This is a genomic window from Streptomyces sp. NPDC048566, from assembly GCF_043199735.1.
Classification (GTDB): domain Bacteria; phylum Actinomycetota; class Actinomycetes; order Streptomycetales; family Streptomycetaceae; genus Streptomyces.
This window is the reverse complement of sequence record NZ_JBICWL010000046.1, coordinates 1-20,889: the sequence shown is the minus strand read 5'-3', so window position 1 is coordinate 20,889 and position 20,889 is coordinate 1. Positions and strand designations below refer to the sequence as shown.

The 20,889-nt window shown below is 73.9% G+C and carries 26 protein-coding genes and 1 pseudogene; 14 read left to right on the top strand and 13 right to left on the bottom strand.

The window, feature by feature from the left end:
* Both ACGFS9_RS32590 and ACGFS9_RS32585 read right to left on the bottom strand, forming a co-directional pair.
* On the bottom strand, positions 1-656 hold a 656-nt coding region (locus tag ACGFS9_RS32590), incomplete at its 3' end, for a maltotransferase domain-containing protein (protein WP_393258572.1).
* A 98-nt stretch (positions 657-754) separates the two neighbouring features.
* Positions 755-952: pseudogene (locus ACGFS9_RS32585) on the bottom strand (DUF5133 domain-containing protein); the annotation flags it as partial.
* Positions 953-1,277: 325 nt separating this feature from the next.
* Between ACGFS9_RS32585 and ACGFS9_RS32580 the strand changes: the two are divergent.
* Complete coding sequence (locus ACGFS9_RS32580; RefSeq protein WP_393258569.1) at positions 1,278-1,793, top strand: pep a2; 516 nt, start codon at positions 1,278-1,280, stop codon at positions 1,791-1,793.
* A 38-nt stretch (positions 1,794-1,831) separates the two neighbouring features.
* Here the strand turns inward: ACGFS9_RS32580 and ACGFS9_RS32575 are convergent, their stop codons facing one another.
* On the bottom strand, positions 1,832-2,014 hold the full coding sequence (locus ACGFS9_RS32575; protein WP_393258566.1) for a hypothetical protein: 183 nt from the start codon (positions 2,012-2,014) through the stop codon (positions 1,832-1,834).
* A gap of 534 nt (positions 2,015-2,548) precedes the next feature.
* On the opposite strand from ACGFS9_RS32575, the gene ACGFS9_RS32570 reads away from it, so the two are divergent.
* The 3 genes from ACGFS9_RS32570 (at position 2,549) to ACGFS9_RS32560 (ending at position 5,671) form a co-directional block, all read left to right on the top strand.
* Positions 2,549-3,940, top strand: a complete 1,392-nt coding sequence (locus ACGFS9_RS32570) for an FAD-binding oxidoreductase (protein ID WP_393258564.1) — start codon at positions 2,549-2,551, stop codon at positions 3,938-3,940.
* Positions 3,941-4,190: 250 nt separating this feature from the next.
* The gene (locus tag ACGFS9_RS32565; protein WP_393258562.1) at positions 4,191-4,706 is read left to right on the top strand and encodes a hypothetical protein; all 516 of its coding nucleotides are present in this window, start codon (positions 4,191-4,193) and stop codon (positions 4,704-4,706) included.
* A 128-nt stretch (positions 4,707-4,834) separates the two neighbouring features.
* Positions 4,835-5,671 (top strand): hypothetical protein, encoded by an 837-nt coding sequence (locus ACGFS9_RS32560; protein ID WP_393258560.1) that lies wholly within the window; start codon positions 4,835-4,837, stop codon positions 5,669-5,671.
* A gap of 31 nt (positions 5,672-5,702) precedes the next feature.
* On the opposite strand, the gene ACGFS9_RS32555 is transcribed toward ACGFS9_RS32560, so the two are convergent.
* Positions 5,703-6,245 (bottom strand): hypothetical protein, encoded by a 543-nt coding sequence (locus ACGFS9_RS32555; protein WP_393258557.1) that lies wholly within the window; start codon positions 6,243-6,245, stop codon positions 5,703-5,705.
* Between the two features lie 346 nt (positions 6,246-6,591).
* Here ACGFS9_RS32555 and ACGFS9_RS32550 point away from each other — a divergent pair, with 346 nt between their 5' ends.
* Entirely contained in the window at positions 6,592-7,242 is a 651-nt protein-coding gene (locus ACGFS9_RS32550) for a DUF4360 domain-containing protein (protein WP_393258555.1), read from the top strand.
* Positions 7,243-7,305: 63 nt separating this feature from the next.
* Here the strand turns inward: ACGFS9_RS32550 and ACGFS9_RS32545 are convergent, their stop codons facing one another.
* The gene (locus ACGFS9_RS32545) at positions 7,306-7,512 is read right to left on the bottom strand and encodes a hypothetical protein (protein WP_393258552.1); all 207 of its coding nucleotides are present in this window, start codon (positions 7,510-7,512) and stop codon (positions 7,306-7,308) included.
* A gap of 198 nt (positions 7,513-7,710) precedes the next feature.
* On the opposite strand from ACGFS9_RS32545, the gene ACGFS9_RS32540 reads away from it, so the two are divergent.
* The 4 genes from ACGFS9_RS32540 to ACGFS9_RS32525 all read left to right on the top strand — a co-directional run bounded on the left by ACGFS9_RS32540 (position 7,711) and on the right by ACGFS9_RS32525 (position 11,851).
* Positions 7,711-7,950 carry a chaplin gene (locus ACGFS9_RS32540; protein ID WP_393258551.1) on the top strand — a complete coding sequence of 80 codons (240 nt, stop codon included), beginning with the start codon at positions 7,711-7,713 and terminating at the stop codon, positions 7,948-7,950.
* A gap of 632 nt (positions 7,951-8,582) precedes the next feature.
* The gene (locus tag ACGFS9_RS32535) at positions 8,583-8,834 is read left to right on the top strand and encodes a hypothetical protein (protein ID WP_393258548.1); all 252 of its coding nucleotides are present in this window, start codon (positions 8,583-8,585) and stop codon (positions 8,832-8,834) included.
* A gap of 11 nt (positions 8,835-8,845) precedes the next feature.
* Positions 8,846-10,042 (top strand): SPFH domain-containing protein, encoded by a 1,197-nt coding sequence (locus tag ACGFS9_RS32530; protein WP_393258546.1) that lies wholly within the window; start codon positions 8,846-8,848, stop codon positions 10,040-10,042.
* A gap of 336 nt (positions 10,043-10,378) precedes the next feature.
* Positions 10,379-11,851, top strand: coding sequence for an FAD-binding protein (locus ACGFS9_RS32525; protein WP_393258544.1), 1,473 nt, complete (start codon positions 10,379-10,381; stop codon positions 11,849-11,851).
* Positions 11,852-11,873: 22 nt separating this feature from the next.
* Here the strand turns inward: ACGFS9_RS32525 and ACGFS9_RS32520 are convergent, their stop codons facing one another.
* From ACGFS9_RS32520 to ACGFS9_RS32510, 3 genes are all read right to left on the bottom strand, one after another.
* Positions 11,874-12,821 (bottom strand): TauD/TfdA dioxygenase family protein, encoded by a 948-nt coding sequence (locus tag ACGFS9_RS32520; protein ID WP_393258541.1) that lies wholly within the window; start codon positions 12,819-12,821, stop codon positions 11,874-11,876.
* Between the two features lie 355 nt (positions 12,822-13,176).
* Positions 13,177-13,644, bottom strand: a complete 468-nt coding sequence (locus ACGFS9_RS32515) for a peroxiredoxin (protein WP_393258540.1) — start codon at positions 13,642-13,644, stop codon at positions 13,177-13,179.
* Positions 13,641-14,021, bottom strand: a complete 381-nt coding sequence (locus ACGFS9_RS32510; protein ID WP_393258537.1) for a DoxX family protein — start codon at positions 14,019-14,021, stop codon at positions 13,641-13,643. The genes ACGFS9_RS32515 and ACGFS9_RS32510 overlap by 4 nt, the downstream gene beginning before the upstream one ends.
* A 269-nt stretch (positions 14,022-14,290) precedes the next feature.
* Here ACGFS9_RS32510 and ACGFS9_RS32505 point away from each other — a divergent pair, with 269 nt between their 5' ends.
* Both ACGFS9_RS32505 and ACGFS9_RS32500 read left to right on the top strand, forming a co-directional pair.
* Positions 14,291-14,464: a CsbD family protein gene (locus ACGFS9_RS32505; protein WP_393258535.1), complete on the top strand. Its 174-nt coding sequence runs from the start codon at positions 14,291-14,293 to the stop codon at positions 14,462-14,464.
* Positions 14,418-15,005, top strand: coding sequence for an ATP-binding protein (locus ACGFS9_RS32500; protein WP_393258532.1), 588 nt, complete (start codon positions 14,418-14,420; stop codon positions 15,003-15,005). Before ACGFS9_RS32505 ends, ACGFS9_RS32500 begins: the two co-directional genes overlap by 47 nt.
* A 187-nt stretch (positions 15,006-15,192) precedes the next feature.
* Here ACGFS9_RS32500 and ACGFS9_RS32495 read toward each other — a convergent pair whose 3' ends face one another.
* The 4 genes from ACGFS9_RS32495 to ACGFS9_RS32480 all read right to left on the bottom strand — a co-directional run bounded on the left by ACGFS9_RS32495 (position 15,193) and on the right by ACGFS9_RS32480 (position 16,939).
* Positions 15,193-15,555, bottom strand: coding sequence for a hypothetical protein (locus tag ACGFS9_RS32495; RefSeq protein ID WP_393258530.1), 363 nt, complete (start codon positions 15,553-15,555; stop codon positions 15,193-15,195).
* A 170-nt stretch (positions 15,556-15,725) separates the two neighbouring features.
* Positions 15,726-16,016: a hypothetical protein gene (locus tag ACGFS9_RS32490; RefSeq protein ID WP_393258527.1), complete on the bottom strand. Its 291-nt coding sequence runs from the start codon at positions 16,014-16,016 to the stop codon at positions 15,726-15,728.
* Between the two features lie 106 nt (positions 16,017-16,122).
* Positions 16,123-16,557 (bottom strand): ATP-binding protein, encoded by a 435-nt coding sequence (locus ACGFS9_RS32485; RefSeq protein ID WP_393258574.1) that lies wholly within the window; start codon positions 16,555-16,557, stop codon positions 16,123-16,125.
* Between the two features lie 121 nt (positions 16,558-16,678).
* Positions 16,679-16,939 (bottom strand): WhiB family transcriptional regulator, encoded by a 261-nt coding sequence (locus ACGFS9_RS32480; protein ID WP_393258525.1) that lies wholly within the window; start codon positions 16,937-16,939, stop codon positions 16,679-16,681.
* Positions 16,940-17,208: 269 nt separating this feature from the next.
* Between ACGFS9_RS32480 and ACGFS9_RS32475 the strand changes: the two genes are divergently transcribed.
* Positions 17,209-17,913 carry a GAF and ANTAR domain-containing protein gene (locus ACGFS9_RS32475; protein WP_393258523.1) on the top strand — a complete coding sequence of 235 codons (705 nt, stop codon included), beginning with the start codon at positions 17,209-17,211 and terminating at the stop codon, positions 17,911-17,913.
* A gap of 112 nt (positions 17,914-18,025) precedes the next feature.
* On the opposite strand, the gene ACGFS9_RS32470 is transcribed toward ACGFS9_RS32475, so the two are convergent.
* Entirely contained in the window at positions 18,026-19,240 is a 1,215-nt protein-coding gene (locus ACGFS9_RS32470; protein WP_393258521.1) for a phosphatidylserine/phosphatidylglycerophosphate/cardiolipin synthase family protein, read from the bottom strand.
* A gap of 452 nt (positions 19,241-19,692) precedes the next feature.
* Here ACGFS9_RS32470 and ACGFS9_RS32465 point away from each other — a divergent pair, with 452 nt between their 5' ends.
* Positions 19,693-20,103: an ATP-binding protein gene (locus tag ACGFS9_RS32465; protein WP_393258520.1), complete on the top strand. Its 411-nt coding sequence runs from the start codon at positions 19,693-19,695 to the stop codon at positions 20,101-20,103.
* Between the two features lie 180 nt (positions 20,104-20,283).
* On the top strand, positions 20,284-20,778 hold the full coding sequence (locus ACGFS9_RS32460) for a MarR family winged helix-turn-helix transcriptional regulator (protein ID WP_393258518.1): 495 nt from the start codon (positions 20,284-20,286) through the stop codon (positions 20,776-20,778).
* The last annotated feature ends 111 nt before the right edge of the window (positions 20,779-20,889 follow it).

Below are 20,889 nucleotides of genomic sequence, written 5' to 3'. Positions count from 1 at the left end.
ACGGGCGGGTCGAGCTGCCCGGACTCCGAGCGCGGGAAGAACTCGTACCAGGAGCCGTACAGCGCCCGCTCCCGCTCCACCAGCAGCGGCAGCGGCTGCGACCGGGAGAGCCGTTCGCGCAGCGGATGGCGGGCCAGCACCGCCGACACCTCCGGGCCGAGCGCCGCCGCCAGCCGGTCGGCCGCCGGGAGGCTGTCGTCGCGCAGCGCGCCGGCCGCCGCGGACACCGTGTCGCGGCGGGAGCCCCGCGGCACGCCCTCCGCGGCCCGCCCGTACAGCGCGGCGCCCTCCTCCAGCACCACACCGACGTCGAGGCCGGCGGGGATCTTGACCTCCGCGGTGCGGCGCCACGCGGTCACCGGATCGCTCCACGCCTCCACCCGGTAGGTCCACCGGCCCGCCGCCGTCGGAGTGACATCGGCGCCCCAGCGGTCGGTGCCGGGAGCCAGTTCGCGCATCGGTGTCCACGGACCGGGCCGGCCCTCCGGATCGCACAGCACGACATCGGCGCCGACCACGTCGTGGCCCTCGCCGAAGAGGGTGGCGGTGACCTCGAACGTCTCGCCGACGACGGCCTTGGCAGGCCGCCTGCCGCAGTCGACCAGCGGTCGTACGTCCACGACGGGGATACGGCCGGTGTCCGTGTGCGCGTCCATGCGTCTCGCCTCCGCGGTTCCGGGACCGGTCCGCCGGGCTCGCCGCCGGGGCCCCTGTCGTGTGCGGTCCGTCCGACCGCCGTTCAGATCCGTGCCGGTGCGTCCCTGAGGTAGACCTCGGCGGCGTTCGCCGCCTCGCGCGCGCAGCGCTTCCCCATCAGGACGCACAGGGTGTAGCCGGTGTTCTCGAAGTTGCCCCGGACCACGTGGTCGGCGGGGGTCGCCAGGTGCAGGCGCTCCCAGGCGCGGTAGCGCTCAAGATGCCGGGCGACCTCGGATTTGGCAGGCAGCAGCATCACGCTGGTCACCTTCCCGATCTCTGCGACCGCGCACGGCTCGCCTGGGCGGCGGGTGAGGGCCGTACGCGAAGGGGAGCCGGTCCGTCACGCACCGACACCCTCACTCATGGTGCCTGGCGGGACACCGAGCGTCTTGTTGGGTCTTCAACCATGTGTGCGTGCCGGTGGCCGGCCCCCGCCGCCCCCGAGTTGCACGGATGGAGTAGCACTCCCACTCTGGGGAGTGACTCAGGAGCGATAGCCGCTCACGCTTCGTGTTCGGGGCCCGGTCCCGCAGGGGCCGGGAAGGAGCGGGAGCTTCGCCGGTGAGGAGCGAACGACGATGAAAGCCGCAGTTCCCTGCTACTACCACCTCGACGTGGAACTCAGCCCCGAGAAGGTCGGACAGGTCAACCGCATCGTGGCCGCGCACCTGCGGTACTGGAACCTGGAGCATCTCGTCGAGTCCGTCTGCCACTGCGCCGAATCGCTGCTCCGGACGATCGAGCAGCACGCCTCGGACAAGAACACCACCATCGAGATGTGGTGGAACGGCCGGCGCCTGATCGCCGCCGTCTCGGACAACACCCGCGACATCCGCCCGCACCGGGCGCCCCAGGGGTGTCTCGCCCGGATCGCCGCGCTGAGCGACCGCTGGGGTTGCTGTGCCACCGGCGTCGGCGGGAAGACCATCTGGTTCTCGTGGCGGGCCCGAGCGGCCGAACGGTCCCCGCTTCAGCCGCCGGTGCCGGCGCCCGGCCTGCGCGAAGCGCGGCGCACGCCCCGGTCCTTCGCGCTGCCGGACCCCGTGCCGGCCACCGTCCGCGGCGACGGGGAGGTGCTCCCCGCCCGCGGGTGATCCCACCGGGGCGGCCGGTCCCGGCCGCCCCGCGGCGATCACGTGCCCACCCGGAACGGACGCCCCCGGCAGCTTGGGGCGACCGAAGACGGCGAGGGAACCGACTTCACCTGTTCCCCGACGTCGCCGAGCGCGTCGACCTCGTCCTGGTCGACGCGCTCGGCGACGTCCGGACGGGCCCGCTCGCCGAGGTGGACGGTTCCGTCCGACGCGGCTGCCACCGGACGTCGCGCCCGGTACGCGGTACGCCTGCCGGGTGCACGGCCCGCGGGTTGGCCGGGAGCCGGCTCCGGCGGCTCCGGATTCGCCCTCGCCGTCCTCTTCGGGACGGCCGTCGGCACCGCCGCCGCCGTCCTGCTCGAACTCGCCGCCCTCGACGGCCACGCGATCGCCGGGGCCGGCCCGCGCGGCGAGCGGGTGGTCGACGGTCTCTTCCCGCTGGCGCTGAACCGTCACAGCCGCCGGTGGACTTCCGCCCGCCCGACGCGGCGTCGGGCGAGCGCGGGACGGCGCCGATCGGCACCGCCGACCCCCGGGGCCTGGCGGACGACGCCGAGCGCAGGACCGGCACCGGAATCCCGGTCGATCCCCGGGCGCGGCTCCGCGTCTCCCGCCCGTCACGCACCCGGGGTCAGGGGTAGGCTGGTGCTGAATCGGGCTGGAACGGGCGCATCGGACCTATCGGCGGGGACCGACGAAGGGCCCGGAGGCCGGCACCGGAAACCCCCGAGCGGTCCCCGGACGGATGAAGCATCATGTCCACGACCCCCGCCCAAGCGGCGCGCAAGGAACTCCCCGGCTTCGAGGGGCAGTTGATCGGCCCCGACGACCCCGGCTACGACGAGGCCCGTGCCGTCTACAACGGGATGATCGACCGGCACCCCGCCCTCGTGGCCCGCTGCACCGGACCGCACGACGTGGCCGCGGTGATCGGCCTCGCCCGCGAGCAGGGTCTGCCGCTCGCGGTCCGCTCCGGCGGCCACCACGGCGCGGGGCTCGGCACCTGCGACGACGGGGTGGTGCTCGACCTCTCCCCGATGAAGGACGTCGAGGTCGACCCCGTCGCGCGGACCGCGCGCGTGGGCGGCGGCTGCGTCCTCGGCGACGTCGACCGGGCCACCCACGAACACGGGCTGGCCACGCCGAGCGGCATCATCTCCACGACCGGCGTCGGCGGTATCACCCTCGGCGGCGGTCTCGGCCACCTCACCCGCGCCTTCGGGCTGGCCATCGACAACCTCCTGGAGGCGGAGGTCGTCCTCGCGAGCGGTGAGCGGGTCCGGGCGAACGCCGACGAGAACCCCGACCTCTTCTGGGCGATCCGGGGCGGCGGCGGCAACTTCGGCGTCGTCACCTCGTTCCTGTTCCGGCTGCACGACCTGGACACGGTGGTCGCCGGACCCACCTTCTGGCCCGTGGAACTCGGCGCCGAGGTCCTCGCGGCCTACCGCGACTTCCTCCCCGGCGCCCCGCGCGACCTCGGGGCGTTCTTCCTGTTCGGCTCGGTCCCGCCGGGGCCGCCGTTCCCGCCGGAGATGCACCTGCGGAAGGTCTGCGGCGTCATGTGGTGCCATCCGGGAGACGACACCGACGCCGCCGCGCGCGCCATGGCCCCCCTCCTCGACGCTCTGCCCGCACCCCTGCTGCACGGCCCCGCGCCGATGCCGCACCCCGTGCTGCAGTCCGCGTTCGACGAGGTCTACCCGCCCGGTGACCAGTGGTACTGGCGCGCCGACTTCGTCGACGAACTCCCCGACGAGGCCGTCGCCCTGCACGCGAAGCACGGTGCGCGGCTGCCCACCTGGAAGTCCACCATGCACCTCTACCCCATCGACGGTGCCGTCCACGATCACGCCGCCGAGGAGACCGCCTGGAGCTACCGCGACAGCCGCTGGGCCGCGGTGTTCGCGGGGGTGGACTCCGACCCGGCCAACGCCGGGCTCGTCGAAGGCTGGAGCGTCGCGTACGCGGACGCCCTGCACCCGTACTCGGCGGGCGGCGCGTACGTGAACATGATGATGAACGAGGGCGAGGAGCGGGTACGGGCCGCCTACCGCGGAAACTACGACCGCCTGGCCCGGGTGAAGGCCGACCTCGACCCGGGGAACCTCTTCCACCTCAACCAGAACATCGCGCCGGCCGCCTGAAGGAGCGCCGCCCCGCGCTCCGGCCGCCCGGAGGCCGGATCACCCGCGGATGCGGCACGTGGCCTGCGGGGGACGTGATGTGCAGCACGCGGGCGATTAGCCCGTGCGGGTGACGCTGGGCGGTTATGGCTGGGCACGGCTTGATCGCCGATCAAGGAAAGGGAAATACCTGGCCACGGGGTGTTCGGCGCATTTGACACCTCGTTGAGGGCACAGATAGGAACAACTCTCCGGAGTGGAGAGGTGGACCGTGCGCGAGCCGAACGTGGTCGGGGACTGGCAGGAGTACGACGAGCATGCCGGCCTGCGTGTCCGCGTCCACGGAGTGGAGAAGGCGGAGCCCCCGCGAGGGCGGGACGAGGCCGCGGACGACCTCACCTACTTCCGTTTCCGGGTGACCGTCGAGAACCGCACCACCGAGCGGTTCGGCATCCACCTCGAAGACGGCCAGATCGACGTGCGCGTCGGAACCGACGGCGAGAGCGCCTTCCTGGACTGGCGGAACTCCCGGTTCATCGAGGGCTTCGACGTCTATCCGCTGCGCCGGGCCACGGCGGTCCTGTTCGCGGCCTGCCCCGACAGCGCGCTGCACCGCGTCGACGTCCAGGTGGCGCTCAAGGTCGACGACGAGTGGGCGGAACGCTACCTCTGGGCCGGCGGCGTCACCGGCGACGAGATCATCGAAGGGGAGCCGCGCCCCGAGTCCGCCAGGGACAGCCTGGCCTGCCAGGTGAGCAACTTCCTCCGGCGCGAAGCGGAGTCCTGAGGGCCCGGCCCGGGCTGCCGCGGTGAAGCCCGGCACGTCCGGACCCGGCACCCCGACTCGACGCGGCCCGCCGTGGGTGCCGCGCGCTGATCCACCGGGAACGAGCGGGCAGCCCGTAGGGTCGGCGGATGAGCCGAAGCGAAGCCCGCTCCGAGGGGCTGGGGCCGTTCACCACCCGGCTGACCTGGCGCCTGATGGACGGCCGCACGGCGGTCTGGGAGTCGCGCCGGGCCCGCAAACGCGGGCTGCTCGGCGTCCGCGAACCGGGGGAGGAAGCGGTCACGCCCCGCCGGGCGGACCGGGTCTCCCTCGGCCGGCTGCGCCGGCTGAACGCCGTGGCCGCCGGGGCGTTCACGGTCGGCGGGCTCCTCTTCGCGGTCGGCGCCGCCGTCGCCCAGTACGGGCCGCGCGGCACGACGGGCGCCTGGATCTACTTCGTCGGCGGCCTCTTCTTCAACACCGGCGGCTACGCGTCCCTGCTCCAGGCGGTCAACGCCCCGCGCCAGGACAGCGGGTCGGGCTCGCTGTCCGGACGCCGCTGGCGATGGTGGAGCTACGAGCCCGGCCGGATCGACTGGCTGAGCACCTTCGTGCTGTTCGCCGGCACCCTGGTCTTCGGGATCAACCTGCTGGACTCCCTGTTGCAGGGCCTGTCGGCCCAGCAGGCGAACCGGCTGGTGTGGGCTCCCGACATGGTCGGCTGCGTGCTGTTCCTGATCTCCGGGCACCTCGCGCTCGTGGAGGTGTGCCACGGCCGTCCGCGCGTCGTCGCCCAGGACGTCGGATGGTGGATCGTCGTGGTCAACCAGCTCGGATCCGTGCTCTTCCTGGTCTCCGCGCTGGCCGCCTACACGCGCCCCGCGACGGGCGGTTTGGTGAACGTCGACGTCGCCAACTGGGGGACGCTCGCGGGCGCGTCGTGCTTCGCCGCCGGCGGGGTGATCCAGTTCTTCGAGCGCCCCTGACGGCGCCGGAGCGGTCCGGGCGGCGCGGAGGTCAGCGCTCGCCGGCCGGGTTGCCCTCGACCCACTGGATGAGCAGCCGCCGGACGTACGGATTGCCCTCCTGGGCGGCGTGCGCCAGCCGCTCGGCGCTCGCACGCGCCGTGCGCCAGCCCGCGGGGCCGTCCTCGTCGTGAGCGCGGTCCGCGGCGGACAGCGCGTCGGCCGCCAGCAGCCGCAGGTCCTCGGAGAGGTCGTCGTCCGCGGCGGCCCGGTAGGCCTCCAGCCGCAGCGCGGCCAGATCGGCGGCCGGGGGCGCGGGACGCGCCGGCGGCTGGGCGTAGCCGCTCACCGCTATCACCACGCAGAAGGTGGCCACGTCCCGGCGGCTCTGCGACTGCCCTTCGGCCACGGCCGGTGCCAGCCAGCGGGGCGCCCGCCAGTGCGAGACCGCCGTGGCCGCGGCGAGCGCGACGGCCAGCAGGGTGAAGGGGACCCAGCCCCCGAGGAACCAGCCGATCGGCCCGAGCACCAGGAAGAAGAGGGCACTGCTCATCCATATCCGGCGGCGGCCCAGCCTCAGGTGTCGTGGATCCATGTGCTCAGTGTCGCAGGGGCGTACGCGGCGCGAGGCGGGGGCGGGCGATTCGCGCGGACCCGTCGTCTTTCGGCCGGTGGGCGGCGGGTGTGAACGCCGTGCGCCGAATGGCCGGAGATGGTCCTGTCCGCCCCGGCGGCCGGTACGTACGATTCCGTCGCTCCCGGACTTCACCGCTCCTTCACAACCGGGAGTCGAACCCGTCGTGCTGCATGGCATGTACATGCTAACGATGGGGTGTGATCCATGCGCAACGGTCCGCGACGGCCCCCCGCGGGGGCCGCACCCCCCTTTCCCCGGCGGCGGCGCCCGCCGCCGGAACACCGACGCAACGGATTGGAATCCCATGGCTGGTGGACTGATCCTGGGCGGCGCGATCGCCGCCCTGTTCGCCACGGCGCTCCCGGCGTCCGGCCCGTCCTCCGGGATCGAGGACCCGCCACCGGACCGGATCGTCATCAAGGTCGCCACGGTGAACGGCTCGGGCTGCCCCCTGGGGACGGCGGCCGTCGCCGTCTCGCCCGACAACACCGCGTTCACCGTGACCTACAGCGACTACCTCGCCCAGGTGGGAGGCAACGCCGACCCCACCGCCTTCCGGCGGAACTGCCAGCTCAACCTGATCGTCCACGTACCGCAGGGCTTCACCTACGCCATCGCCAGCGCGGACTACCGCGGTTTCGCCTCGCTCCAGCCCGGCGCCTCCAGCACCGAGAAGGCTTCCTACTACTTCCAGGGATCACCGAGCACGGCCGCGATCACCCACCCCTTCCGCGGCCCCTACGACGACAACTGGCAGGCCACGGACGTCACCGACTGGGCCCAACTGGTCTGGGCCCCCTGCGGTGTCCAGCGCAACTTCAACATCAACACCGAGCTCCGCGTCAGCGCGGGCACCTCGTCGCCCGGCAGCACCAGCTTCATGACCATGGACTCCACCGACGGTGACATCAGCACCGTCTACCACCTGGCCTGGAAGGAGTGCCCCGACTCCTGAACCGGCGGCCCGCGCACGGCCGTGCGTCCGGCTCCCCTCGCGGTGGAGCCGGACGCACGGCCCTCAGGGCAGCAGCTTGTCGAGCGCCGCCGGACCCTCGTCCCGGAGCTTGCGCTCCGCCCAGGCGAGATTGTCCGGCGTGACGTCGCGGCCGGCGGCGAGCACCAGGTCCTCGGCCGTCACCGGGCCCTCGGTCCCGGTGTGCAGCAGCGTGTCGGGGGTCGCCCGGTCCTCGGGGGGCACGGACGCGTCGGGCTGGCTGGTTGACATGGTCTCTCCCTGTTCCGCCTGGTCTGCCTCTCACGCTACGGGCATTCCGTACGCCCCGCGCGACGCGCCCCGCGTGCCGCGGGCCTCGTGGGCGGCCGTGCGGGCGGCGGCCCCCGTTCGGCGGAACTGCGATGTCGTCCCGCGCCCCCGGAGGTGATGGTGGAGGGGCTCGCAACCCCGCGATCGAAGGAGCTTGGAATGCGTATCCGCCTGATGGCAGCCGCCGGACTCACCGGCGCCGCTCTGCTGTTCACCGCCGGGACCGCCGCGGCCGACCCCGGTCCGGACGCGGTCGGCGTCGCGGCCAACAGCCCCGGCGTCCTGTCCGGCAATGTCGTCCAGATCCCCGTGGACCTCGGACTCAACGTCTGCGGCAACACGGTCGACATCGTGGGACTGCTGAACCCGGCGTTCGGCAACTACTGCGCGAACGACTGACGATCGCGGTCCGCCGGGCAGGGCTGCTCCTGCCCGGCGCACGCCAGGAGCCGGCGGGGTGCACCCCGCCGGCTCCTGGCGTTCCGGCAGGCCGCACGACCGTGAGACGGCGGACCGCGCGGTGCACGTTCCCCCGGCGTTCCCCTCCTCGGCCCGCGCGAGGCGATCCCGCCGGAGACGCGCGCGGACGCGGCCGGCCGCGGCGCCGGCGGGGCGGTTCAGTGAGACCGGCGCAGCTCCCCTCGTCCCCGGCCGAGGAGGACACCCGGTGCGCGCGTCCTCCAGGCCGGTCCCGGTGGCCGGCCCGACGGTGCGGCCAACGTCCTCCGGCACGTCACCGCTCCGCGCCGGACAGCCGCTGCGCAGCTCCTGCCCGGAAGCCGTCGGGGCCGACGGCGAGGGCGCCGGCCGCGACCGGCGAACCGGTCCCCGGCGCGCGACCGTCGCGACGCCGGGACGGCGCGCCCCGACCGACGGCAAGGCCCCGCTCATCGGGGGGAGTTGGACCGGCCGCGCGGTGATCCGCCGGGTGCCCCCGCCGGGACACTCCTTCCGGGCGCAGGGGGCGTACACGCCCCTGAGGGGTAGGTCTAAGGTCGGGACGGACACAGAGTGATGGGGGGTGGCCGGCCGTGGTGCAGGACGAGGCCGTGATCGGCTGTACGGGGGAACTGCTCATCGGCACCCGCGGATCCGCCGGCCCCGGCGAGATCCTGGTGCGCGTGAGAGGCGGATCCGAGACCTTCCTCGCCTGGTCTCGGGAGCCCCTGCCGTCAGGGGCGACCGTGCTGGTGATCGCTTCCCGTGGATGCCGTGCGGTCGACGTCATCCGGTGGACCGATCCGCTGGACGCGCTCGACGGCGCCGCCGTCGGCGCAGGCTGAGGAGGAGAAGTATGTTCGGTTACCGCGTTCCGGCCCCCGACGAGGCGATGCTGATCTCGGGCGGCCGGCGGGGACTGGGCGGCGCGCCGTTCCGCGTGGTGACGGGGCACGGCAAGTTCGTGCTGCCGATCTTCCGCAAGACCCGCTTCCTGACGCTGTCGATGTGCGAGTCGGAGGTCACCGAGACCTGTGTGACCAAGCAGGGCATCTCGCTGCACGTCCGGGCCGTGATCGCCTTCAAGGTCGGCAACGACACCGAGAGCATCGTCAACGCCGGGCAGCGCTTCCTGTCCGACCAGGACCAGATGTCGGTGCTCACGGGCCGCATCTTCGCCGGCCACCTGCGGGCCATCATCGGTTCGATGACGGTCGAGGAGATCGTCACCGAGCGGCAGAAGCTCGCGGCCGAGGTCCTGGACACCTCGAAGCTGGAGATGGCGAAGATCGGCCTGATCGTCGACTCGCTGCAGATCCAGTCGATCGACGACGGCGACACCGGCTACATCGACGCGATGTCCGCGCCGCACAAGGCGGCCATCCAGCGCCAGGCGCAGATCGCCCAGGCGCAGGCCACCCAGGCGTCGGTGGAGGCCGAGCAGGTCGCGGCGCGCAACCAGGCCGAGTACGCGCGGCAGACCGCGATCGTGAAGGCGGAGTACTCCGCGGAGGTGGACCGGGCGCAGGCGCAGGCCGCCCAGGCCGGCCCGCTCGCCCAGGCCCACGCCCAGCAGGAGGTCCTCGCGGCGCAGACCGAACTGGCCGAGCGCGCGGCCCGGTTGCGCGAGCAGCAGCTGGTCGCCGAGATCGTCCGGCCGGCCGAGGCGGAGGCCGAGCGGATCAAGGTGCTCGCCGCCGCCGACGCCGAGCGCATGAAGATCCAGGCCGAGGCGGCGGCCTCGCACGACCGGGTCGCGCTCGACCGGATGCTGATCGACCAGCTTCCGCTCATCGTCAAGGAGGCCGCGGGTGGTCTCGCCGGAGCGAACGTCAACGTCCTCAACGGTGCCGACGGGCTCGGCGAGATCGCGGCCGGCCTCGTCGCGCAGGGGCTCACGATCCTCGACTCGGTCCGGCAGAACCTGAGCGGCCAGGGCGGCCGGAGCGATGAGGGCCCGCGCGGCGAGGAGCAGCCGGGCGGACCGCTGGAACTCCAGGGGCCCTCCGGCGCGGGCAAGGACACCGCCCCGCAGGCGTCCGCCACCGGCTGACCCCTGCCCCGGCTTCGGGTACGCCTCCCGGTCGCGGCCGGCCCCGCTGCCGCGGCGCCCGTCGGCCACGATCGCCGGCGGGCCGCCCGCACCCGAGGAGCCCGGCCCCGCCCGGTGGACCGTGCGGCCCCCCGGCGGACCGGCCGCCACCCTCCGGGGCGGTGGCCGGCCCGCTCGCCGCCGCGCCGCGTGCCGTCCGCGCGCGGACGCCGGAGCCCGCCCGCCTGCCGCACACCTCGCGGACCGGCGATCGCCCAAGCAGCCCCTCGGACTCCCAAGTCCCCTTACACTCTGCGCAAGTTGATCGTTCAATGTGGCCGCCCCCAGGAGGAGAGCATGCCCCCGACCCCCTCGCGACGTACCGCAGTGCAGGGACTCGCCGCCGCCGGTGCCGCGGTCATCGGGTTCGATCCCTTCACCCGGAGCTGGGCGGCCACCGGCGAGGGGGCCGGCCGGCCGCTCGCCGGGCTGCCCCGGCTCGACGGCAGCGTGCACCGGGACGACGCCGCCCTGACGCGTGCCGCCGACGACTTCGGCCACATCGTCCACCGGCGACCGCTCGCGGTGCTCCGGCCCGGATCGGTCCGCGACATCGTCGCCATGGTGCGCTTCTGCAACCGGCACGGGCTGTCCGTCGCGCCCCGCGGCCAGGGGCACGCCACCCAGGGACAGGCCCAGGTCGACGGCGGCCTGGTCGTCGAGACCGGCCCCCTCGCGGACATCGGCCCGGTGCGGCGCGGCGCCCGGACCGTGACGGTCGGCGCGGGCGCCACGTGGAGCCAGGTCGTCCAGGCCACGCTGGCCCACGGGCTGACCCCGCCCACCTTCACCGACTACCTCGAACTCTCCGTGGGCGGGACCCTGTCGGTCGGGGGTGTCGGCGGGCAGACCCACCGGCAGGGCGCCCAGGTCGACAACGTGCGCGAACTCCAGGTCGTCACCGGCGCCGGCGAACTGGTCCGCTGCTCGCCGACCGAGCACCCGGACCTCTTCCACGCGGTGCTCGGCGGACTCGGCCAGTGCGCGATCATCGTCGCGGCCACGCTGCGCCTGGTCCCGGCGCCCCAGGCCGTCCGCCACTACCTGCTGCCGTACACCGACCTGGGCACGTTCCTCGACGACCAGCGGCGGCTGGTCCAGGAGGGCCGCTTCGACTACGTCGAGGGGCAGGTGACCGCGAACCCCGACGGCGTCTTCGACGGCTACCTCATCGAAGCGGTCGCCTACGGCCCGCCGGTCGGCCCCGCCCCCGACGACGCGGTGCTCCTGCGCGGGCTCCGCCACGACCCGGCCGGAGTGCAGGCGAGCGACCTGCCCTACTACGCCTTCCTGGACCGCCTCGCGGCGAGCGTCGCCGCGCTCAAGGCCGCCGGACTGTGGGCGTACGCCCACCCCTGGCTGAACCTCTGGCTGCCCGGGCGTTCGGCCGCCGGCCTCGCCGCGTCGCTGCTGGAGGACCTCACCCCGGCCGACCTCGGCCCCGGCGTCGTCCTGCTGTACCCGGTGCTGCGCGAGAACCTGCACGCCCCGTTGCTGCGCACCCCCGACGACCCGGTTCCCTATCTGCTGGCCGTGCTGCGCACGACTCCTCCCGACGACACGGCGACGGTGGACCGGCTCCTCGCCGCGAACCGGGCGGCCTACGAGACGGTCCGCGCGGCCGGCGGCACCCACTACCCGGTCGGTTCCGTGCCCTTCACCCGGGCGGACTGGCAGGAGCACTTCGGCCCCGCGTGGCGGCGGCTGGCCTCGGCCCGCCACACCTACGACCCGCGGGGTGTCCTGGTCCCCGGGCAGGGCATCTTCTGACCGGCAGGCTGCGCGCCCCGGCTCACCATTGTCCGGGCGCGCAGCCGGCGAGCGGCACCGAGGGGCGCCCGTCGACCCCCACCGGCACGTCGCCGGCCAGCATCACCCGGTGCATGACCCGGGGGTGGTCGACGCGGTCGGTGTCGGCCGGCGCCAGATGGACGGTTGCCCGGTTGTCCCAGAAGGCCACACTCCCCGGCTCCCAGCGGAAGCGCACGGTGTACTCGGGGCGGACGGCCTGCTCCAGCAGCATGTCCAGCAGGGCCCTGCTCTCCGGGCGGGAGACGCCGAGGATCTGCTCGACGTAGTAGCCGTTCACGAACAGCACCCGCTCGCCGGTCTCGGGGTGCACCCGCACCAGGGGGTGGTCGGTGGCCGTCTGACGGTCGAGCAGATGACGGACGTAGGCGTCGTCGCCGGGCCGCGGCTGGTAGCCGACGCCGAGCCGGTGCTCGGCGCGCAGCCCGTCCACGAACGCCCGGACGGGAGCGGACAGGCCAGCGTAGGCGGCGGCCAGGTTCGACCAGGTCGTGTCGCCGCCGTAGGGCGGAACGGTCTCGGCCCGCAGGATCGTCGCGGCCGGCGGATCGACCCGGGCGCCGTGGTCGCAGTGCCAGCCGCGCAGCAGGGTGTGGCGGCGCCGGCGCAGCCACTCCTCGTGCTCCATGCCGTACCGGCCGCCCAGTTCGAGGCGGTCCGCGGTCGTTTCGATCTCGGGGACGTCCCGCGGCGACGCACTGCCGCGGGAGGCGGGGCGCACCGGCTCGCCGAAGCGCCGGGCGAAGGCGAGGTGCGCGGCGTGGTCCCATTGCTGGCCGCGGAAGAACACCACCTTCCAGCGCAGCAGGGCGGCGCGGATCGCGGCGACCACCTCGTCCGGCACCTCCCGTGCCAGGTCGACCCCGCTGATCTCGGCGCCGATGTGCCCGGCCGCCGGGCGCACGTCGAGAGGTGCGACCTGATCCGTCATGGTGGCTCCGTCGGTCGTCCGGTGGGTGTCGGGTCCAGCATGGCCGGTGTGCCGACGGCCGGACAGGGTGCCGCGCGGCGCGCCGGTCCACACGGGATGCGCGGCCCGCACACGGGGTGTGTGCCGCGTCGACCGGCCGGCCGGGCGCACTCCCTGGTGGTGGGGCGCCTCCAGTGCCGAGAATGGGACACGGTGAACGGGCCCCGCCTCCCATCCGCATAGGGGCGGGGTCCGTTCACACCTCGTGCCGTCAGGCCCGCCGCGCCGCTGCCGTGCCTCACCGCCCCGGCCTTCGCCGCTTCGGGCGGAGCGGGCGGGCGCGGCCGACGGCCCGCCGGCGGGGCGGGACGAGGAGTCAGCCGGTGTGGCCGCGCAGCGCGGCCAGAGCCCGGTCGGCGTGCGCGCTCATCCGCAGTTCGCTGCGGACCACCTCCAGCACGGTGCGGTCCTGGGCGATGACGAAGGTGACCCGCTTGGTCGGTGCCAGCGAGAAGCCGCGCTTGACCCCGAACCGTTCCCGGACGGTCCCGTCCACGTCGGAGAGCAGCGGGAAGCCCAGTGTGTGACGGTCGGTGAACTCCTTCTGCCGGTCCACCGCGTCACCGCTGATCCCCACCGGCCGGGCGCCGGCGGCGGTGAACTCGGCGGCCAGATTCCGGAAGTGGCACGCCTCGGCGGTGCATCCCCCGGTGAGGGCGGCGGGGTAGAAGAACAACACCACCGGCCCCTCGCCGAGCAGTTCGGACAGACTCCGGTCCGTGCCCGTCTCGTCGGGCAGCGTGAAGTCCTCCACGGTGTCGCCCGTGTTCACCCGTGCGGTCATGACCGTCCCTCCCCGGACCGGGCGACGCCGCGGGCCCACAGCACCAGCGGCGCCTGGAGCGGGAGCCGGGCCAGGGCCGCGGCCCTGAGCGGCGCGGGGCGGTCGCGCCAGTCCACGGCCATCTGGACGTTGGCCGGGAACACGCCGACGAAGAAGGCGGCGCTGGCCAGCGCCGCGATCCGGCGCGTGCGGGGGAGCGCCACCCCGGCCGCCAGGGCGAGTTCGACGGCGCCGCTCGCCCGGGTCCATGCGCGGGGCGATCCCGGGAGCACCCGGGGGACGGTGGCGTCGAACGGCCGTGGCACGGCGAAGTGGGCGGCGCCCGCGGCGGCCAGGAGGCCGGCGAGCAGCAAGGGCGAGCGTTCGGACCGTGGCACGGTTCCTCCTCGGGGGCCGGTGACGCGACTTTACTGGAGAGTAGGTGCCCGTGGCGCGGGCGGGGTGGCGCGGTTCGGGAGGCAGGCCGCCGGCGGGGCCCGGCCGAGAACTGCCCCGCGCCGGTGGTTGATTGGTGAAAGAAAGAGGGCGCGTTATTCGTCCGCCGTGTGAAAGTCCGCCATGGGCGGGGTCCGTGTGTTTGGGCGGGCAATTCACGGTCAGCCGTAGTGGTGAACGACCTTGTCGACAGTTGAGGACGTGAACCGCGATGGCCGAGAACGAGAAGACCCGAGCCGGAATCCAGCAGGCGAAGGGCAAGGCCAAGGAGACCCTCGGGCGAGTGGTCGGCAGTGAACGCCTGGTGGCCGAGGGCAGGATCGAGCAGACGAAGGGCGATGCCCGGCGGGCCAGGGAAAAGGCCGGGGACGCATTTCGGCATTGATGGCCGGCCGATTGCACAGGGCCCGTCGTGTTCTATCGCGGCGGGCCCTGTGAAATTCCGGAGAGGAGAGGCGGAGCGAGAAATGTACGGGGAGTATGAGAGGCCGTCGACCGAGACGGTAACCGTGGCGCGGCCCGAGCACGTCACAGGGCCCGACACTCCGGCCGAGGCGCGGCAGGCGGTCCGGCGGGCCCTTGCCGAACAGTCGCCGGATTCCTCGTGGATGGCCGAGGAATCCGTCGCGGACGTGCTGCTCGTCGCCTCGGAGCTGGTGAGCAACGCGATGATGCACGGCGGTGGTGTCACGGCGTTCGAGGTGACGCCGGACGACAGGGAGGTCCGGGTCTCGGTGAGCGACCGCAGCGACCGGCGCCCGGTCCCCGCCGGACGGTACGACCACACGGGACGCCTGCGGGTGGGCGGGCACGGCTGGATGATCGTGTGCACGCTCGCCCGTGACGTGGCCGTCGCCCCGCTGCACGGCGGAGGCAAGCGGATCACCGCCGTGGTGCCGCTCGCCGCGGCCGGCGTGGCTGCCTGACCCGGCACACCCGCGTCCGCGACCGCCGTCGGTCGTCGTGGGCGACGGAGGAGAACTCGCCGCCTCGTATGCGCCGACCGGCACGGGGCGGCGAGGCTCCGCGGGCGGATCGCCCCGGACCCCGCAGGAACCGACGGCGCGCCGGAGGCGCCCACGCTGGGCCCGGAGACGGGCCGGGGACGCCGGCTCAGGCCGTCAGGGCGTGAGAAAACGGGGAGGACGGGAAGGTCCTGCGCGAGGTGCTCGTGTCCGTGACGGAGGAACGGGCCGCCGCCTGCACCTGGTACGTGGTCTTGGCGGGGTCCACCAGCGGCTCCCCGAGGACGATCCGGCCCGCCGCGTGCAGCGCGTCGCACTCGCCGGTGGGCAGCGCCACATAGCAGCCGCCGCGGCCGGTGGCGGGATCGAGGGGCATCCAGTAGCCGTACCGCCGGCGGCCGTTGGCGTGCACGGTGAGGCGGACGGCGAACCGGCGCTGGGTTATCAGGCGCAGTACCTCCGCCCCGCCGGCGCTGAGCGGGGTGTGGGTCCGGGGGAGCGGCCGCAGCATGGTCACCATCCTCCGATCGGGCCTCGCGGCGCGGTTCGGGGGTGCGGGGTGAGCGTCATGGACATGCGGCCTTTCGACGGACGGGTCGGATCACGCAGCGCCCGGGGCGATGACGTTCTCGCTGCTCGGCATTCTTGCGCGGCGCACTGACAACGCGGGCGGCGCGGGCCTCAGCGGCCTCGCGCGGCGGCCTGCGCACGGTTGGAGCGGGCGGTGAGCCGCCCCTGGACGAACGGGTCCGCCTCCGGGTCGTAGGACCCGGCGTGGTCGGCGAGGGCGCCGGTGATCCGCTCCCACTCGTCCCGTTCGGCGCGTGCCCCCGCGTCGGCCGCATCCTCGGCCGTCCGCCGGGCCTCCTCCAGGGCGGCCTTGGCGCGATGGTGGTTCATCCCGGTGGCGGCTGCGCACACCCGGTCCCAGGCGGCACGCTCCTGTGCGGACGGCTCGTGTTCCGTGCTCAATTGCTCACCCTGCTCCGATCGCGTACGGGCTCCCTCGTCGCACCCGTGTTCCCCGTTCGGGGAGAAGGACACCTGAAGCCCCGCCGACGGTTCCGCGGGCGCGGGCCTACCAGGGCAGAAAGGCGTGGATGTCCTTGCCGTCGGGGCGCACGATCACGCTGACCTGGTCGCACAGCGCGTTCACCAGATGCCAGCCGATGCCGCCCCCGCCCTCGGAGGGGCGGAAGCGGCGGGGAGCGGGCCGGGTGGTGCTCCCGTCGCGCAGGGTCACGTGCACGCCGTCGAAGGTGGGCCGCATCAGCAGCTCGAAAGGACCGGGGGCGTACTGGATGGTGTTGGCGGCCAGTTCGGTGACCACCAGCAGGATGTCGTCCCAGTGCTCCTCCGCGGAGGGCGGAGTCGTCCGGGCCAGGGCGCGCAGGTACCCGTCGGCGGCGAGCCGCGCGTCGGTCACGTTGCGCAGCTCCCCGCCGAAGGCACTGGTGAGCGTCCCGAGCCCCTCGTAGGAGGGCTTCTCGTTCCGGCTCGGATCGATGTCCATCATGCCCTTCGTTCGGATCTCGTCGGCGAAGTGTCCTGCGCTGTGCCGCGATCCGGCCCCCGACGGCCCGCCCGGCTCCGGCGCGGGGACCGAGGTCCCGGCGCCGTCGGGCGGCCGGTCGCTAGGCCGGGGTGTCCTGCGCGCGACGGCGGGCACGGCGGCGGGCCAGCGAGCGTCGCTCCGTCTCGCTCGTGCCGCCCCAGACACCCACGCCCTGGCCCGATTCCAGCGCCCAGTCCAGGCACGCCTCGCGGACCGGGCAGCCCTGGCACACGGCCTTGGCCTCCTGGATCTGCAGCAGGGCGGGACCGGTGTTGCCGATCGGGAAGAACAGGTCGGGGTCGACGCTGCGGCACGCCGCGGACTCACGCCAGTTGTCCATCGAGGGCCTCCTGTGATCGAAGCGGATCCGTCATCGGTAAGTGGTCTCCTCTCGGGTCACCGGTGATCGCCCTTGTGAAACAGTCCGGTCGTGCAAAGATCCCGTGGATGCCGGGAAACGACCGCCGCGCCGCCGCGGGAGGCCCGGCGCACGACGGCCCCCCCGGGGCCTCGCCTCCCACCCGACCGGCGCGAGCCGTCCTCGTGGGTGGCAAGATGGAATCCCAGGGTGGACGGCGGTGTCGTGTCGACGAACGGAGCGGGTGGCCCATGACGCAGGAGTCCGGCGAGGTCTGGGAGAAGTTCGCGGTCGCCCTGGCCGACATGGCGCGCGACCTTCTCGCCCAGGACTCGGTGAAGGCCACGCTGGACCGGATCGTGGACCACGCGAGCGTGCTGATCAACGGCTGCGACGAGGCCGGCATCCTCACGGTGCGCCGGGGTGAGGTGAGCGCACTGGCCGCCACCAGCGACGTCGTGCGCCGGGCGGACCGAATACAGCAGGACCTGCGGGAGGGACCCTGCTTCGACGCGGTCGCCGAGCGGGAGCAGCTCTACACCATCCAGGACCTGCGCAAGCCGCACGCGAAGTGGTCGCACTTCGCCCCCGAGCTCCGCAAGCTCGGGATGGGAAGCATGATGGGCTTCCTGCTCTTCACCGAGGACGACGCGCTCGGCGCCCTCAACGTGTACTCCCGCACGCCGAACATGTTCGACGAGACGGCCCAGCAGGCGGGCTGGATACTCGCCTCGCACGCCGCGGTCGCCTTCTCCGCCTCCCGCACCCACCAGCAGCTCGCCCACGCGCTGGAGACCCGTCACGAGATCGGGGAGGCGATGGGCATCCTGATGGAGCGCCACGGCCTCAGCGAGGAGAACGCCTTCAGCGTGCTGAAGAAGGCGTCACAGGACCACAACATCAAGCTGCGCGACATCGCCCGCAAGGTGTGCGAGACGGGGGACCGCCCCGCCTGAGCGGCCCGGCCGCCACGTCCCGCGGGGATCGCCGCACCGGGAGACCGACGGGGCCGCCCCCCGGCGTCCGGGGGGCGGCCCCGTCGGTCTCCCGGGCCGTGGTCCGCGTCCCTCACAGGAAGCGACGCAGCGGGGCGACCGCCAGTTCCTTCGCGCGCTGAAGCGCCGACCGGCGCCGCCAGCGGCCCTTCTCGATGGCCACGGCCTGCTCCCGGTCCTCGTCGAAGTCCCGGTCCAGGGACGCCGTGAACGACTTGTCCAGCACCGCGAGCATGACCTCCTCGTCGTGCTCCATGGACCGGCGGTTGAAGTTCGTGGAGCCGATGAGGGACGCCACCCCGTCCACCGTCATGATCTTGGTGTGCAGCATGGTCGGCTGGTACTGGCGGATCTCCACCCCGGCGGCGAGCAACTCGTCGTAGTAGTGCTGTCCGGCGAGCTGGCAGGCGCGCTGGTCGGTGTGCGGACCCGGCAGCAGGATCTCCACCCGCACCCCGCGCCGCGCCGCCGCGCAGAGCAGGTCCACGAAGTAGGCGTCGGGTGCGAAGTAGGCGGTGGACAGCCGGAACCGCTCCTCGGCGGTCTCCAGCACCACGCGGATCAGTGTCTGCATGTCCTGCCAGCCGAAGCTGGCCGAGCCGCGGACCACCTGGACCGTCGCGGTGCCCGGCTGGTCCTGCCCGGTGAACCGGTCGCGCTCGTCGAACAGCTCGTCGTGGCACTCCGCCCAGTTCTGCGCGAACGCCGCGGCGATGCCGTCCACGGCAGGGCCGCGCACCTGCACGTGCGTGTCCCGCCACTCGGAGGGGCCGCGGGCGTCGCCGCACCACTCCTCGGCGATGCCCACACCGCCGGTGAAGGCGACGTGCTCGTCGACGACCAGCGCCTTCCGGTGGCAGCGGTGGTTCTGCTTCAGCGGCGACAGCAGCAGCGGCTTGCGGAACCACGCCACCTGCACCCCGGCGGAGACCATGGAATCCAGCAGGTCCTCCTCGATGCGCTTGGCCCCGAAGCCGTCGAGCAGCAGTCGCACCCGCAGTCCCGCCCGGGCCCGGTCGGCGAGGGCCGCCGCGAAGTCCCGCGCTATCTGTCCCCGCCAGTAGACGAAGGTCATCATGTCGATGGTGTGTTCGGCCGAGCGCACCGCTTCCAGCATCGCGGCGAAGATCCGGTCGCCGTTGCGCAGCGGGATCACTTCGTTGCCCTCGGTGGCGGCGATGCCGAGGAGCCGCTCCAGTCGTCTCCGGAGCCGCTGCTTGCGCCGCTCCGCCTCCGCCGGGTCCGCCGGCCCGTACCCCTCGACGCGTGCCGTGATGGTCTGGGACATCCACCGTCTCCTGTTGTCCGTGCCGTAGTGCCGCCTCCTCGCCCCGGGCGGCGCGAGGAGGTGTGGGGGAGCGGTGACCCTTCCCGGGACCGGCCCGTCCGGGTCACCACTCCTCCCGCTCGACCGTGCCGGCCTCCGGGGTCGCCCGGCCCCTCGGCCCGTCACGGGAGCGCCGCCGCGAGACGCCGGGGGGCGTTCGCGGCGGATGCTCAGGTGCCCCGGAAACGCCCGCCCACTCCTCGGCCCGCCCGGCCGCGGCGGCCGGGCGGGCTCCCCCCGCGCCCGGCCCGCCGCCCCACCGCGGCTGTGATCGCGTTGTGAAGGTGCGGAAGTCGTGACATGGCCTGGTGAGGTTCGGGCAGAAGGAGGGACAGCCCGCCCGGCGCGCCGGCCCCGACACCCCGACCGTGTCACCGGCGTGCGGACGGGACGAACGGCAAGGGAGGTGAAGGGTGACCACCGTAGAACAGCCCTCCGACGTCTGTTCCGTGTCCGGCGCGAGCCTGGAGAAGGGCTCGGAGGCGCCGGTACACGCCAGGGGGATGGCCAGGGCGTTCCTCGGCAGCCTGCCCCGCCACGTGCCGCGCGAGGCCGTCGAGGCCGTCAGCCTCGTGGTCTCGGAGCTCGTGACGAACGTGGTGCGGCACGCGCGCGGCCGGGACTGCAGCCTCGACCTGCGGGACGTCGGCCACGGGGTGGGGATCTCCGTGTCCGACGACGACCCCGAACCGCCCCGTCAGCGGGGGCTCGACCTGACCGGAAAGGGCGGCTTCGGCTGGCCGCTGGTGCGCCGGCTGTCCTCCGAGCTGACCGTCCTCTCCCGCCCCGACGGCAAGACCGTGCACGCCGTCGTGCAATTCTGACGATTCCGAGGAACGAGCATCATCCGCGAACCATCTGCGACCGTCGCCCGCGTACGCGTTCACCGTCCCCGGGGCCGGGCCCCCCATCCCTGGGGCGCGCCGCGCCGCGCCGGTGTCACGGCGCGCGGTCCGCTCGCCGGACACGCCACGTTCCTGCACCCGGGGAGCGCGTGATGACCCGTGGCGGATGACGGGGACCCGAACCGCCCGGCGGCGCCCGGCACCCGCCCCGAGGCGGTCGCCGGACGGACCGCCGAGGCCGTCGACGCGCTGGTGGAGCTGTGGGTGTCGGCCGGGCAGTCCGTCGTGCCGCGCCTCTCCGCCCATCAGCTCAAAGCCCTCAGGGCGGTGGGGCACCGGCCCGAACTGACGCTCACCGGCCTCGCCGAGCGGGTGGGGATCGCGCTGCCCGCCGCCAGCCGGCTCTGCGACCGCCTGGAGGCCGCCGGCCTGCTGCAACGCGTGCCGCACCCCGGCAACCGGCGTGCCCTGCTGCTGCTGCTCACACCGCAGGGCAAGAAGATCCTCACCGAGACCGCCGAGCGGCGGTCCGCGCTCCTCGCCGCCGTCCTGGACGGCATGACCCCGCTCCAGCGGCTGGCGTTCGAGGACGGCCTGCGCGCCTTCCAACGCGCCCGCCACGCCTCCTCGACGGACCTCCCGCCCGGTGCGTAGCACTCCCTGATCGGCCCGTGGGGGGGCCGCCCGCCCGGGGGGGGCCCCCCCCGGGCGGGGCCGGGCGGGGGGGGGGCCCCGGGCCCCCCCGCCCCGGGGCCCGCGCCGGCG